Source organism: Mesorhizobium sp. M7A.T.Ca.US.000.02.2.1 (assembly GCF_003996995.1).
In the GTDB taxonomy this organism is placed as follows: Bacteria; Pseudomonadota; Alphaproteobacteria; order Rhizobiales; family Rhizobiaceae; genus Mesorhizobium.
On the sequence record NZ_RZTT01000156.1, the window covers coordinates 1 to 12,637 of the forward strand.

Sequence of the window (12,637 nt, forward strand, 5' to 3'; positions counted from 1 at the left end):
GAAAAGAGCCGCGACGCGGCCTGATCTACCCGGCGTTCAAAGCTTCGGCGGCGCGCTTGAGGAGCGCGTCGCGATCAGGGGTAAACCCGACTTCGACCCATTCCGCCTCAAGATTCCTGAGGATTTCGCCGAGTTTCGGTCCTGGAGTTGCGCCGAGCGCCGTGAGATCGGCACCTTTCAGCGGAAACAACGGCTTTTCCCATTTGACGGCGAAGGCAAGCAGGCGCGAAAAGCCACCGGCTTCGAGCAGCGCCTCATTGTCCTCGACGGCGCGCACCCTGGCTGCCGCAAGCGACAGCCGCAGCCGGTCGACAAACCCGTTCCGGTCGCCGCGATAGAGCCTTTTCGCCAGTTCGCCCTCGGTCGTCTTCGGTTCGACGGCGGTGGCAAGCGCCCAGTGGCGCAGGCGATCCGCTTCGGCTGTCGAGAATTTGAGCCGCTCGGCGAGCGTCTTCATGCGAGCGGCATCGGGCGGCACGATCGCTTCCAGTCTGAGCAGCGGGTCGGGTGCCCAGCCCAGATCCTTCCCGGCCTTGGTCAACCCATGGATGGCATCGATGCCCCATTTCTCGCTTTCCGGCAGCGCTGCGGTCAAGACGCCTGCCTGCCGCATCCAGAGCAGCGCCCGTGACGGATCGGGCGCCGACAAGAGCTTCTTCAGTTCCGACCAGATGCGCTCGGCCGAAAGCTGGGCCAGCCCTTCCTTAAGCCGGGCGCAGGCTTTCAGCCCTTCGGCGTCCGGCCGTCCATCGCCGTACCAGGCGAAGAAGCGGAAGAAGCGCAGGATGCGCAGATAATCCTCGCGGATACGCGCTTCCGGGTCGCCGATGAAGCGCAGCCGGCGTGCCTCGATGTCGGCAATGCCGCCGACCAGGTCGACAACCCTGCCGTCGGCCTCGGCATAGAGCGCATTGATGGTGAAGTCGCGCCGCTCGGCGTCAAGCTTCCAGTCGCGCCCGAACGACACTTTCGCGCGTCGCCCGTCGGTCTCGATATCGGCGCGCAAGGTGGTGATTTCATAAGGTTTTCCGCCGGCAACCACGGTGATTGTCCCATGTTCGATGCCGGTTGGCACCGCCTTGAACCCTTCCGCTTCGGCGCGGCGGAGGGTTTGCTGCGGCAGGCAGGTGGTGGCGATGTCGATGTCGGCGACGGGCTGGCCCATCAGCGTGTTGCGCACCGCGCCGCCGGCGACTCGCGCCTCTTCACCGCCTTCGGCCAGTGCGAACAGCAGGCGCTGCAGATGCTTGTCGCCGAGCCAGTCGGCCCTGTCCGCGATCGAGACACTCACGCATAGAGCCTTTCATAGAGGGTACGGATGATGCCGGCGGTGACGCCCCAGATGCGCCGGTCGCCGTAAGGCATGTCGTAGAAGAACCATTCGAGATCGTTCCACATACGGCTGTCGCGCTTGTGGTTGGCCGGGTCCATCAGGAAGCGCAGCGGCACTTCGAAAGCGGCGTCGACCTCGTCGGCGTTGAGCGTCAGTTGGAAACCGGGCCGCACGATGCCCAGCACCGGCGCGATGCGGTAGCCGCTGCCGGCCACATAGTCGGGCATGCGGCCAATGATCTCGATGCGGTCTCGGCCAAGCCCGATCTCCTCGAAAGTCTCGCGCAGCGCCGCCGCCTCAGGGCTCGGATCGGTCGGATCGATGGTGCCGCCGGGAAATGCCACCTGCCCCGAATGGCTGCGCAGCTTTTCGGCCCGTTTGGTCAGGAGAACCGTCGCATCGCCCTCATGATCGACCACCGGGATCAGCACCGCGGCATTGCGCAGCGCCTTGCCCTGGTCGAGGCGCGGATGGCCGGGGTTGAAGCGATGATCGCCATAATCGTCGCCGGCATGCGCATCCGGCTGCACGGCAAAACGTGCGCGAAAATCCACGGATGAAAACGGCGCCGGCGTCACCTGGTCCATCACGCGCTCAGCCGCTTCAACTGGGCCGCCGGCATGATCGGGAACACGGCGCACTTGGAGCGCACCGCGAACATCGTCTCGCCGCCGATCTCGACCTCCTCGCCATGCCCGACCAGCTCATACATAACCGGCCGCGCCACCAGCGCCTCCAGACGGCCCCGCACCAGCACATAGGGCTTCAATCCGCCGGTCTCGTTCTCGTCGACAAAGCGCAGCGGCCGTTCCGGCCCGGCCTCGACGACATCGCCGACATTGGTGCGGAAGGTGATGGTCTGCGCTTCGCCGCTACCCGAAACGTCCATTTCGACGGCGATGAACGGCGCATCGGCAACGCGGATGCCGACCTTTTCCACCGGTGTCACCAGATAGGTCCTGCCATCGGCGTCCTTGCGCAGCACCGAGGAGAAAAGCTGCACCAGCGGCATGCGCCCGATCGGCGTGCCCAGATAGAACCAGGTGCCGTCGGACTTGATCTCCATGTCCAGATCGCCGCAGAAGTCGGGATTCCAGCGTTCGACGGGTGCCGCGCCCTTGCCGGCACGGGCGGCGCGCGAGATGAGCGCCTCGAGGCCACGCGCCTCGGTGGCATCCGTCAGGCTTTCTTCACGATGTCCCAAGGGTCCCGTCATGGTCACGAAATAGTCACTGTTGTTGCGCTTGTCAGCCTAAGTCTGTGATTTAAGTTTCGACATAGGCGCCACGCGAGGCCGAATCGCGGCAACTTATGGTATGGTGCAGCCGTTGTTCCAGCCATGGTATTCCAACCACAAGGATCGATGCGGCATGAGCGTGATGGTCAAGGAAAGCCCTATCAGCGAAAAGGACATGATCGCCGAGGCCGAAAAGGCGCTTGCCGACATCTCCCGGATCCGCGACGGGGTCGGCCGGGTCATCTTCGGACAGGAAAGCGTCGTCGAGCGTACTCTGGTGGCGCTGCTGGCCGGTGGCCATGCGCTTTTGGTCGGCGTGCCGGGCCTCGCCAAGACCAAGCTGGTCGAAACACTTGGCATCGTGCTCGGCCTCGATTCGCGTCGCATCCAGTTCACGCCGGACCTGATGCCGTCCGATATCCTCGGCTCCGAAGTGATGGAGCAGGACGAAACCGGCAAACGCTCCTTCCGCTTCATCTCCGGGCCGATCTTCGCCCAGTTGCTGATGGCCGACGAGATCAACCGCGCGTCGCCGCGTACCCAGTCGGCGCTGCTGCAGGCCATGCAGGAATACCACGTCACCATTGCCGGCGCCCGCCATGACCTGCCGGCGCCCTTCCACGTGCTGGCAACCCAAAACCCGCTGGAGCAGGAAGGCACCTATCCGTTGCCCGAGGCCCAGCTTGACCGCTTCCTGATGCAGGTGGATATCCTCTATCCCGAGATCGAGGCAGAGCGCCGCATCCTTCTGGAAACCACCGGCATCGAGGACGCGAAAGCGCAAAACGTGCTGCAGCCGGTGCGGCTGAAGGAGATCCAGACGCTGATCCGCCGCATGCCGGTGCCTGAAAGCGTCGTCGAGGCGATCCTGACGCTGGTGCGCTCGGCGCGTCCCGGCCAAGGCAATGCCGAGACCGACAAGAACGTCGCCTGGGGTCCCGGCCCGCGCGCCAGCCAGGCGCTGATGCTGTGCACAAGGGCGCGCGCGCTTTACGACGGACGGCTGGCGCCCTCGGTTGACGACGTCCGTGCGCTGGCCGAGCCGGTGCTGCAGCATCGTATGGCGCTGACCTTCGCCGCCCGCGCCGAAGGCACCGGCGTGCGTGACGTGGTGGCGAAACTCGTGAAAGGAATTTGATGCCGCGCATCGGCGAGGTCCAGGCTCCGGCAGCGACGCGCGACGCGCTCGCCCGTGGCCGGTTGCGAGCCTCGCTTGTGCCAGACCTGCTGGTCGAGGCGCGCCGCATCGTCAACACCGTGATCGCCGGCTGGCATGGCCGCCGCAAGCGCGGCATCGGTGAAAATTTCTGGCAGTTCCGGCCCTATGTCGAGGGAGATTCCTCGCGCATCGACTGGCGCCGCTCGGCCCGCGACGACCACACCTATGTGCGCGACCGCGAATGGGAAGCCGCCCATACGGTCTGGCTGTGGGCCGACCCCTCGCCGTCGATGCTCTACAAATCGACCGGCGCCAGCGTTTCCAAGCAATCGCGCGCACTGGTGCTGGCGCTGGCCATGGCCGAACTGTTGTCGCGCAGCGGCGAGCGCATCGCCTGGCCGGGCCTCACCGACCCGTTCACCGCCCGCAACGGCGCCGAACGCATCGCCGCCCAGTTGATGCATGCGGGCGATTTGCCGGCAAAACCCGACCTGTCCGACATCAGGCGCTTCTGCGACATCGTCATCGTCAGCGACTTCCTCGATCCGGTCGAAGAGACGATGGCCTGGCTCGACGTGCTGGCCCGCCACGGCGTGCGCGCGCACCTGATCGAGGTCGCGGACCCGGCCGAGGAGACCTTCCCCTATGCCGGCCGAACCGAGTTCACCGATCCCGAGACCGGCGACAAGCTGACCGCCGGCCGCGCCGAAATGCTGGGTGATGAGTATCGCCTGCTCTACGCCGCCCGCCGCCATGAACTGACGGCCTGGTGCAAACGGCTTGGCTGGAGCTTTACCGTCAACCACACCGATCGGCTCGCCTCCGACGCGCTGGTGCGGCTGCACATGGCAATGACCGCTGACGGCCCCTCGGCCAGGCCGACCGCCTTTGGCGGTCGTGCCGGCACGATCGCCGGTGGCGATCGGCCAGGAAAGGCTGGCGCATGAGTTGGCTGCCGCTTTCCTTTGGCGCCCCCATGGTGCTTTGGGGCCTGCTGGCACTGCCGGTGATCTGGTGGCTGCTCAGGCTGACGCCGCCCAAGCCGCAGACCGAAATCTTCCCGCCGCTGAAGATCCTGGCGCGCGTGCTGAAGCGCGAGGAGACGCCGCAGCAGAGCCCGTGGTGGCTGACGCTGCTCAGGCTCTTGATGGCGGCCCTCATCGTCGCGGCATTGGCCGACCCGGTCTTCAACCCACGCGAAAAGCTGCCGGCCGAGGGAGCCGCCCTTGCCCTGGTCATCGACAATGACTGGGCAAGTGCCGCAGACTGGGGCAAACGCGTCGCCACCGCCGAGCGGCTGATCAACGATGCCGGCTCCAACGGCGTGCCGATCGTCATCGCCTTCACTGCCGAAAAGGCCAATGCCGAGATCGGCCCGTTCGATGCCGCCACCGCGCTTGACCGGCTGCGCGCCGCCAAGCCGCGGCCGATCCCGACCGACCGGCCCGCCGTCTATGCCCGCGTCGCCGGCGTGCTGGAGACCTTGCCCGGGGCCAGTGTCGCCGTGCTTGCCGACGGCCTGGCGGCAAAAGGCGATGAGGCCGCCTTCAACACGCTTTTGTCGAAAAATGCCGCGCGTGTCGTCTGGGCAACCGCAGACAGGCTGTCGCTGACCGGCCTGACCGCCGCCGACAACCAGGTCGACGGCTTTGCACTGACCGCCATCCGCGCGCCGGGCGACCCTGCCCCTGCTCAGGTCACCGCCGGCGCCTTCGATGACAAGGGCCGCCGCATCGCCGATGCGACGCTGACCTTTTCGCCTGGCGAAACCACCGCCACCGGCACCATGGCGGTGCCGTTCGAGCTGCGCAACGACTTCGCTTCCATCGCGCTCGACGGCGAGCGGCAGGCTGGTGCGGTCCGCGTCCTCGACGAAAGCTCCAAGCGGCGGCGCGTCGGTCTATTGTCGCAGGCCGAGGCCGACCAGGCACAGCCGCTTTTGTCGCCGCTCTACTACATCAGGCGGGCGCTGCAGCCCTTCGCCGATCTGGTCGAACCCTCCAGCGCCGATCTTGCCGACGCCATCCCGCAGATCCTCGACCAGAAGCCCGCGATGATCGTCATGGCCGATATCGGCACCATTCCCGGACAGGTCCGGCAGAGACTTGTCGATTGGGTCGACAATGGCGGCACGCTGGTGCGTTTCGCCGGTTCGCGGCTGGCCACGGCGGGCGATGACGACGATTTGCTGCCGGTCCGCCTGCGCACCGGCGAGCGTTCGCTCGGCGGCGCGCTGTCATGGACGTCGCCGCAGCCTGTCACCGAATTCCCTAAGGCCGGCCCGTTCGCCGATCTGGCGCCGCCGACCGAGGTCACCGTCACCAGGCAGGTGCTGGCCGAGCCGACACCCGATATCGTCGAGCGCACCTGGGCGGCCCTTGCCGACGGCACGCCGCTGGTCACCGGACTGAAGAAAGGCAAGGGCACGCTGGTGCTGTTCCACGTCACCCCCGAGGCAACATGGTCGAACCTGCCGATCTCTGGCAGCTTCGTCGAGATGCTGCGCCGCATCGTGCAGCTGTCGCGCAACCAGGGCGCGGCCATCGCCAATGCCGAAGCCGCCGCGGCGTCGCTGGCGCCCTATCGCATGATTGCAGCCGACGGCTCGCTGGTGCCGCCGACGCCGGATGCACGGCCGCTTGTACCGGGCGCTGGCGCGCTGCCGGTGACTTTTGAAAACCCGCCCGGTCTCTATGGTTCCGAGACGGGTGTATTTGCCCATAATTTGCTTGAAGCCGACAGCACGCTGGCCCCGCTGGCGCGCCCGCAAATCACTGTTCCCGTCACCTCGATCCAGTATGCCTTTGACGAATCGCGCAATTTGAAGGGTGCGCTGGTGGCGGCCGCCCTGGTGCTGATGCTGCTCGACACGCTGGCGGTATTCTGGATCGGCGGCCTGTTTTCACGCCGGCCGCGCCGCGCCGGTGCCGTGGCAACCACCGCCGCGGTCCTTATTGCGCTGGGTAGCCTGTTCGGTCATGCCGACCGTGCCCGCGCCGACGACGCCAAGCCGGGAGACGAGGTGGCCATCGAGGCGATTTCGAAGACCCGCATCGCTTATGTGCTGACCGGCGTGCCGGGTGACGATTCGATCAGCCGCGCCGGGCTTGAGGGCCTGACCCGCTTCCTGGTCGAGAAGACGGCGCTGGAACCGGGCGAGCCGGCCGGCGTCGACATTTCGAGGGACGAGTTGTCGTTTTACCCGCTGATCTACTGGCCGATCGATCCGGCCGCACCGATGCCCAGCCAGGCAGCGATCGCCCGCGTCGACGCCTATATGCAGCAAGGCGGCACGGTGCTGTTCGACACCCGCGACCAATTCGCCAACGGCATCGGCGCCGATTCAACCAGCCCGGCGACGGAGCGGCTGCGCGACATCCTCGGCAACCTCAACGTGCCGCCGCTGGAACCGGTACCGTCCGACCACGTGCTGACCAAATCCTTCTTCATCCTGCCCGAATTCCCCGGCCGCTTCGCCGGCAGCCCGCTCTGGGTCGAGGCCTCGCTCGACGCCAGCAACGCCGAGAACCGGCCGGTGCGTACCGGCGATGGCGTCTCGCCGATCATGATCACCGCCAATGATTTCGCTGGCGCTTGGGCGGTCGACGAGAACGGCGATGCGCTGCTGCCAACCGTGCCGGCAGACCCGATGCAGCGCATCTACGCGCTGCGCGCCGGCGTCAACATCATGATGTACATGCTGACCGGCAACTACAAATCCGACCAGGTGCACGTGCCCATACTGCTCGAACGGCTGGGGCAGTAGAATGAGTTTGTTTGATGCCCTCCGGTCGCGGATAAACCCTCCCCACAAACGGGAGGGTAAGGAATGAATTGGTCGATCTCCTTCGAACCGCTGATCTCCTGGCCACTGCTGACCTTGGCGCTGGTGCCGCTGGCGCTGCTTGCGCTGGTCGGCCTGTGGTTTCGCCAGCGCGGTTCGGTCTTCCGCTTCATCGCCCTTCTGGCGCTCGCCGCCGCTTTGTTCAACCCGGTGTTCCTCAACGAGGAGCGCGAGCCGCTGAAAAGCGTTGTCGCCCTCGTCGTCGACCGCAGCCAAAGCCAGGATATCGGCGACCGCACCAAGCAGACCGACGAGGCGTTGGCCGGGCTGCAGCAGCGGCTTGGCCGCTTCAAGCAGTTCGACGTGCGCGTCGTCGAGGCCGGCAAATCCCAGGCCGCCGAGGAACGCACCGAGACACGGCTGTTCGGCGCGCTTGAAGGCGCCTTCCGCGACGTGCCGCCGTCACGGATCGGCGGCGCCATCATGATCACAGATGGCGAGGTCCATGACGCCCCCCCGGGAGCGCCCGATTTCAACGCTCCGCTGCATGCGCTGATAACCGGCAACGATCACGAGAAGGATCGCCGCATACGTTTTGAGAACGCCCCGCGCTTCGGCCTTGTCGGCAAGCCGCTCGACATGACCTACCGCGTCATCTCGACCGAAAACGAGACCGGCCCGGTCGATGTGCGCGTTTCGGTCAATGGCGAACAGGTCGCGGTCGAGCACGCCACTGTCGGCCAGGCGATGCCGTTGCAGGTCACCATTCCGGGCGCCGGCCGCAACATTGTCGAACTCGCCATCGATCGCGAGCCGGGCGAACTGACCGACACCAACAACCGCGCCATCGCGCTCATCGACGGCATTCGCGAGAACTTGCGCGTGCTGCTCGTCTCCGGCGAGCCGCATGCCGGCGAACGCACCTGGCGCAACCTGCTGAAATCCGACGCCTCGGTCGATCTCGTCCATTTCACCATCCTGCGGCCGCCGGAAAAGCAGGACGGCACGCCGATCAACGAATTGTCGCTGATCGCCTTCCCGACCCGCGAACTGTTCGTCGAGAAGATCAAGGATTTCGACCTCATCATTTTCGACCGCTACCAGCACCGCGACGTGCTGCCGATCCTCTATTACGACTACATCTCCGAATATGTCGAAAAGGGCGGCGCGCTGCTGATCGCGGCCGGCCCCGAATATGCCGGCGAAAGCTCGATCGCGCGTACGCCGCTGATGTCCGCCCTGCCGGCGATGCCGACCGGCGAGGTGGTCGACAAGGCCTTCTATCCGCGCCTCACCGAACTCGGCCAGCGCCACCCGGTGACGCGTGGGCTGGATGGCTCTGCCACCGAGCCGCCGCACTGGAGCCGCTGGTTCCGCACCATCGGCGTGCAGAATCCCGAAGGCGCAGTGGTGATGAAGGGCGCCGACAACCGGCCGCTGCTGTTGCTCGACCGTAAGGGCGAAGGCCGCGTCGGCATGCTGCTGTCCGATCAGGGCTGGCTGTGGGCGCGCGGCTTCGAGGGCGGCGGCCCGCATGTCCAGCTCTACCGGCGCATCGCCCACTGGCTGATGAAGGAGCCTGAGCTCGAGGAAGAGCGGCTGACCGCCGACGGCCGCGGCATGGTGCTGGAAATCCGCCGCCAGACGATGGCCGACGATCCCGGCCCCGCGCAGATCATCACCCCATCCGGCAAGACCTTGACCGTCAAGCTCGAGAAATCCGAGCCCGGCGTCTTCCTCGGCAGCGTCGAGACCAGCGAGATCGGCCTCTATCAGGTCGCCAATGGCGACCTCACCGCGCTCGCCCATGTCGGGCCGGTCAACGCCCCGGAATTCGCCGACGTCATTTCCACCGAAAGCCGGCTGAAGGCGCCGGCTGAAGCCACCGGCGGCAGCGTGCGCCGGCTGGCGTCGTCCACAGCCCTTGGCAGCGACGTGACGCTACCCTCCATCGTGCCTGTGCGCTCGGCTGGTGCCGCGTCCGGCAACGACTGGATCGGACTGCGCACCACGGACGACAGCGTGCTCAAGGCCGTCTCGCGCGTGCCGCTGTTCGGCGGCTTCCTCGGCCTCGGCCTGCTGCTTCTGGCAATGGGTTCGATGTGGTACCGCGAAGGACGGTAGAGCTACTCCTCCGGCTCCGTCGTGAACATCAGCGGATAGCCCTTGGCCTTGCCGGCATCGGTGGCGCGCGTCGCCTTGGTCTCGGCGACATCCCTGGTGAACACGGCGACGACGCAGACGCCGCGACGATGCGCGGTGATCATCACCCGATGCGCCTGGTCTTCGCTGAGTTTGAACTCACCCTTCAGCACCGTCACGACGAATTCGCGCGGCGTGAAATCGTCATTGATGAGGATGACCTTGTAGAGCTTTGGCCGCTCGACCTGCGGCTTGACCTGGACGCGCGGTTTTGTGGTGATTTCAGGCATTGGAACCGACAGTTAGAGCAATTCCAGGAAAAGTGTAAAACGGTTTTCCGCCCGGAATTGCGTCAAGACAAAGGATCAGAACGGTTCGCCGTTTCCACGAAACGGTGAATTGCTCTGGCGTAGCAACCCTGCCGCCATTCTGGCACCAGCGAAAGCGGTCGTCCATTTTGGTCGACGCGCGAAAACCAGTGTCCGCCGACGCGGCCATTCACAATCATGTGGGAAAGTGTCGGTTGCCGTTCAACGGCCCTGGCGGCCGAACATGCGACGGCTGGGAATCTGCCGCGCGGTCGTGGCGGGCAGGATATCGGGGTGAAAGCGGTTTCCACCCGCATCCGCCCGGCGTTCCAGCCAGACCGTGATCGGCCACGCGGCGACGCAGATCAACGTCGCGCCTGTCAGCACGATCAGCAGCCAGGTCTGTGCCGGCGTGATGTAGTCCCAGTTGGTGGAAATCGCCGGCGCGAACAGCGAAGGCTCGGTGCGTCCGGTGGCCGGATCGGGCACCGGGCTGGCGGTGAACAGGATCAACACCCTGGCGACGCCGGTGGCAACCAGGCCGCCGATCACCATCGAGCGCAAAATGGACGAAAGCCGCTTCTTCATGCGGATTGTCCTACACGGCCGGCGTTGCAAACGGGTTAAGTGTCAGTCGATGCGTAAACTGCCGGTGCCAGACTTCGTCAGGGCTTCAGCGCTTCGGACAGGGAGAAGGCCGCTCCAGCCGAAACCAGCTGGAGCGTCCTTGGCCAACAGGCCGGCATTTTGTGCCGGACCTGATTACGTCTTTGGGGCGTCCTTCTTGACGGCCTTCTCAGCAGCCTTCTTGTGCTTCTTGACGGTCTTCTTGACGACCTTCTTCGGAGCAGCCTTGGCCGGAGCAGTCGCCGGAGCGGTGGTCGTCGAAGCAGCCGGAGCAGCGGTCGTGGTGGCGGCGGCGTTGCCGAGAGCCGGCATCGCGAAAGCCAGAGCGACGGCGAGACCGGTGGCGGAGAGGATGGACTTTTTCATGGCTTCGTTTCCTTTTTATGCGGGTCAAGTTTCTGAGTGTTACTGAACCGGGTCGTTCGGCGTCACTCCAAGCAGCTTCAAAGCATTGGCGAGCATCCGGATGCCCTGCGCCTGTTTCTTGGCGGCGCAGTACCGGTTGCCCTTTCTCTGAAGTGCCTTTGCCGCGGTGACCTGCGTTGCCGTGGCGTGGGTTTCGAGGGCTTCATCAAATTGGTGGCTGAGATTGGCGCACCGTTCGCTCCGGGTTGTGAGCGTCACCTTTGCGTCCGATTGTCCGACAGCGGCAGTGACCAGGCAGAAGCCCAGCAACGCACCCAACAAACTGATCGACAACCTTGGCATCGGTTTATCCGTAAACCCGGAGACTAGCGTCGCAGCCGATGACCTGACCGCCACGCGACCAGTTATGCCCTTGAAATTTTTCAGGAGTTTTTCTGAACTGTAGAATTTTGTTTCTGGATTGTGTCTGAGAAAGCCGGTGTGAACCCATCATAGCCACTGGCCAACATATGGCCTGAATTCTATCGTGTGGGTTGTGACAGAAGGGCTTGGCAATCAAAGACAGAAGGGCTTGGCAACAATGACAGGGCTGCTGTGAAATCCGACGCACACATACTGATCGTCGACGACGACAAGGGCATCCGCGACCTGCTGCAGGAATTCTTCCAGAAGCGGGGCCTGCACACCTCGGTTGCCGCCGACGGCATTGAGATGGAGACCATCCTGCGGCGCGTCCAGGTGGACCTCATCGTCCTTGACGTGATGCTGCCCGGCAAGAGCGGGCTGGAGCTGTGCCGCGACCTGCGCGCCCAGTATTCGACGCCGATCATCATGCTGACCGCCGTCACCGAGACGACCGACCGCGTCGTCGGCCTGGAAATGGGCGCCGATGACTATGTGCCCAAACCCTTCGACCCGCGCGAGCTTTTGGCGCGTATCCGCGCCGTGCTCAGGCGCAATGGCGCCGCCGAGCCCAAGCGCGCCGCCACCAAGCAGATCTACCGCTTCGCCGGCTGGACGATGGATTGTGCTCGGCGCCGGCTGATCGCACCCGACGATGTCAGGGTCGAACTGACCATGGCCGAATTCAACCTGCTGCAGACCTTCGTCAAGAGCGCGCAGCGCGTGCTGACCCGCGACCAGCTCATCGAACTGTCCGGCGGCGACAGCGACTATTCCTTCGACCGCAGCATCGACATCCTGGTCAGCCGGTTGCGACGCAAGATGGAGGACGACCCGAAGACGCCCAAGCTGATCCTGACCGTACGCAGCGGCGGCTACCAGTTCCTGCCCGAGACGACCTCCGAATGAGGCGTTTCCTGCCGCAGACCTTGCCTGTCTGGGTGCTGCTGATCGTCATTGCCGGCCTGCTGATCAGCCAGGTCGCGACCCTCTACATCGTGTCGCGCGACCGCGCGGCGGCCAACGACGTCGTCGACCTCTACCGGCTCAACGACCGTGCCTTCTCGCTGGTGCAGCTCATGCATGACGCCAGTCCGGACGAGCGCAAGGCGATGGCGACCGGCCTGTTCAATTCCACCTACGCGCTCACCGTTTCGGACACGCCGGCGGTCACTTCGTCGATCGCCGGTGACGACGAACTGGCCGAACTCGAAGATATCCTCGTCGGCAGGCTGTCGAAATTCGGCATCACCGATCCACGCGTACGCAGCGATCCGGC

12 protein-coding genes and 1 pseudogene are annotated in these 12,637 nt (G+C 65.2%); 6 read left to right on the plus strand and 7 right to left on the minus strand.

Annotated elements, in window-relative coordinates:
- Positions 1 to 25: 25 nt before the first annotated feature.
- From EOD15_RS16415 to EOD15_RS16425, 3 genes are read right to left on the minus strand one after another with little or no spacing between them, the layout of a single operon-like run.
- Positions 26 to 1,291 (minus strand): CCA tRNA nucleotidyltransferase, encoded by a 1,266-nt coding sequence (locus EOD15_RS16415; RefSeq protein WP_127320586.1) that lies wholly within the window; start codon positions 1,289 to 1,291, stop codon positions 26 to 28.
- Positions 1,288 to 1,920 (minus strand): CoA pyrophosphatase, encoded by a 633-nt coding sequence (locus tag EOD15_RS16420; RefSeq protein ID WP_127320584.1) that lies wholly within the window; start codon positions 1,918 to 1,920, stop codon positions 1,288 to 1,290. The genes EOD15_RS16415 and EOD15_RS16420 overlap by 4 nt, the downstream gene beginning before the upstream one ends.
- Complete coding sequence (locus tag EOD15_RS16425) at positions 1,920 to 2,549, minus strand: DUF1285 domain-containing protein (protein ID WP_127320583.1); 630 nt, start codon at positions 2,547 to 2,549, stop codon at positions 1,920 to 1,922. The genes EOD15_RS16420 and EOD15_RS16425 overlap by 1 nt, the downstream gene beginning before the upstream one ends.
- 154 nt (positions 2,550 to 2,703) lie before the next feature.
- Here EOD15_RS16425 and EOD15_RS16430 point away from each other — a divergent pair, with 154 nt between their 5' ends.
- The 4 genes from EOD15_RS16430 to EOD15_RS16445 all read left to right on the plus strand — a co-directional run bounded on the left by EOD15_RS16430 (position 2,704) and on the right by EOD15_RS16445 (position 9,637).
- Positions 2,704 to 3,708 (plus strand): MoxR family ATPase, encoded by a 1,005-nt coding sequence (locus EOD15_RS16430; protein ID WP_127271985.1) that lies wholly within the window; start codon positions 2,704 to 2,706, stop codon positions 3,706 to 3,708.
- The gene (locus EOD15_RS16435) at positions 3,708 to 4,676 is read left to right on the plus strand and encodes a DUF58 domain-containing protein (protein WP_127320582.1); all 969 of its coding nucleotides are present in this window, start codon (positions 3,708 to 3,710) and stop codon (positions 4,674 to 4,676) included. The genes EOD15_RS16430 and EOD15_RS16435 overlap by 1 nt, the downstream gene beginning before the upstream one ends.
- On the plus strand, positions 4,673 to 7,495 hold the full coding sequence (locus EOD15_RS16440) for a DUF4159 domain-containing protein (protein ID WP_127408632.1): 2,823 nt from the start codon (positions 4,673 to 4,675) through the stop codon (positions 7,493 to 7,495). The genes EOD15_RS16435 and EOD15_RS16440 overlap by 4 nt, the downstream gene beginning before the upstream one ends.
- Positions 7,496 to 7,558: 63 nt before the next feature.
- The gene (locus tag EOD15_RS16445) at positions 7,559 to 9,637 is read left to right on the plus strand and encodes a hypothetical protein (protein WP_127408633.1); all 2,079 of its coding nucleotides are present in this window, start codon (positions 7,559 to 7,561) and stop codon (positions 9,635 to 9,637) included.
- A gap of 2 nt (positions 9,638 to 9,639) precedes the next feature.
- Here the strand turns inward: EOD15_RS16445 and clpS are convergent, their stop codons facing one another.
- The 4 genes from clpS to EOD15_RS16465 form a co-directional block, all read right to left on the minus strand.
- The gene (gene clpS, locus EOD15_RS16450) at positions 9,640 to 9,945 is read right to left on the minus strand and encodes an ATP-dependent Clp protease adapter ClpS (protein ID WP_023809857.1); all 306 of its coding nucleotides are present in this window, start codon (positions 9,943 to 9,945) and stop codon (positions 9,640 to 9,642) included.
- A 240-nt stretch (positions 9,946 to 10,185) separates the two neighbouring features.
- Complete coding sequence (locus EOD15_RS16455; protein WP_127321655.1) at positions 10,186 to 10,551, minus strand: hypothetical protein; 366 nt, start codon at positions 10,549 to 10,551, stop codon at positions 10,186 to 10,188.
- A 174-nt stretch (positions 10,552 to 10,725) separates the two neighbouring features.
- A complete protein-coding gene (locus tag EOD15_RS16460) occupies positions 10,726 to 10,956 on the minus strand; it encodes a hypothetical protein (RefSeq protein ID WP_127321654.1) in 231 nt (76 codons plus the stop codon).
- 39 nt (positions 10,957 to 10,995) lie between these two features.
- Positions 10,996 to 11,298, minus strand: coding sequence for a hypothetical protein (locus EOD15_RS16465; protein WP_127266560.1), 303 nt, complete (start codon positions 11,296 to 11,298; stop codon positions 10,996 to 10,998).
- A 252-nt stretch (positions 11,299 to 11,550) separates the two neighbouring features.
- Here EOD15_RS16465 and EOD15_RS16470 point away from each other — a divergent pair, with 252 nt between their 5' ends.
- Together EOD15_RS16470 and EOD15_RS16475 are read left to right on the plus strand one after the other, a co-directional pair.
- Positions 11,551 to 12,267 carry a response regulator transcription factor gene (locus EOD15_RS16470; RefSeq protein WP_127321653.1) on the plus strand — a complete coding sequence of 239 codons (717 nt, stop codon included), beginning with the start codon at positions 11,551 to 11,553 and terminating at the stop codon, positions 12,265 to 12,267.
- Positions 12,264 to 12,637, plus strand: a pseudogene (locus tag EOD15_RS16475) (osmolarity sensor protein EnvZ); the annotation flags it as partial. The gene EOD15_RS16470 and the pseudogene EOD15_RS16475, both read left to right, overlap by 4 nt.

Excerpts from the sequence above, each read along its gene's own strand:
- EOD15_RS16420 (WP_127320584.1), bottom strand. The coding sequence starts at position 1,920 with ATGGACCAGGTGACGCCGGCGCCGTTTTCATCCGTGGATTTTCGCGCA.
- EOD15_RS16425 (WP_127320583.1), bottom strand. The coding sequence starts at position 2,549 with ATGACGGGACCCTTGGGACATCGTGAAGAAAGCCTGACGGATGCCACC.
- EOD15_RS16430 (WP_127271985.1), top strand. The coding sequence starts at position 2,704 with ATGAGCGTGATGGTCAAGGAAAGCCCTATCAGCGAAAAGGACATGATC.
- EOD15_RS16435 (WP_127320582.1), top strand. The coding sequence starts at position 3,708 with ATGCCGCGCATCGGCGAGGTCCAGGCTCCGGCAGCGACGCGCGACGCG.
- EOD15_RS16440 (WP_127408632.1), top strand. The coding sequence starts at position 4,673 with ATGAGTTGGCTGCCGCTTTCCTTTGGCGCCCCCATGGTGCTTTGGGGC.
- EOD15_RS16445 (WP_127408633.1), top strand. The coding sequence starts at position 7,559 with ATGAATTGGTCGATCTCCTTCGAACCGCTGATCTCCTGGCCACTGCTG.
- clpS (WP_023809857.1), bottom strand. The coding sequence starts at position 9,945 with ATGCCTGAAATCACCACAAAACCGCGCGTCCAGGTCAAGCCGCAGGTC.
- EOD15_RS16455 (WP_127321655.1), bottom strand. The coding sequence starts at position 10,551 with ATGAAGAAGCGGCTTTCGTCCATTTTGCGCTCGATGGTGATCGGCGGC.
- EOD15_RS16460 (WP_127321654.1), bottom strand. The coding sequence starts at position 10,956 with ATGAAAAAGTCCATCCTCTCCGCCACCGGTCTCGCCGTCGCTCTGGCT.
- EOD15_RS16465 (WP_127266560.1), bottom strand. The coding sequence starts at position 11,298 with ATGCCAAGGTTGTCGATCAGTTTGTTGGGTGCGTTGCTGGGCTTCTGC.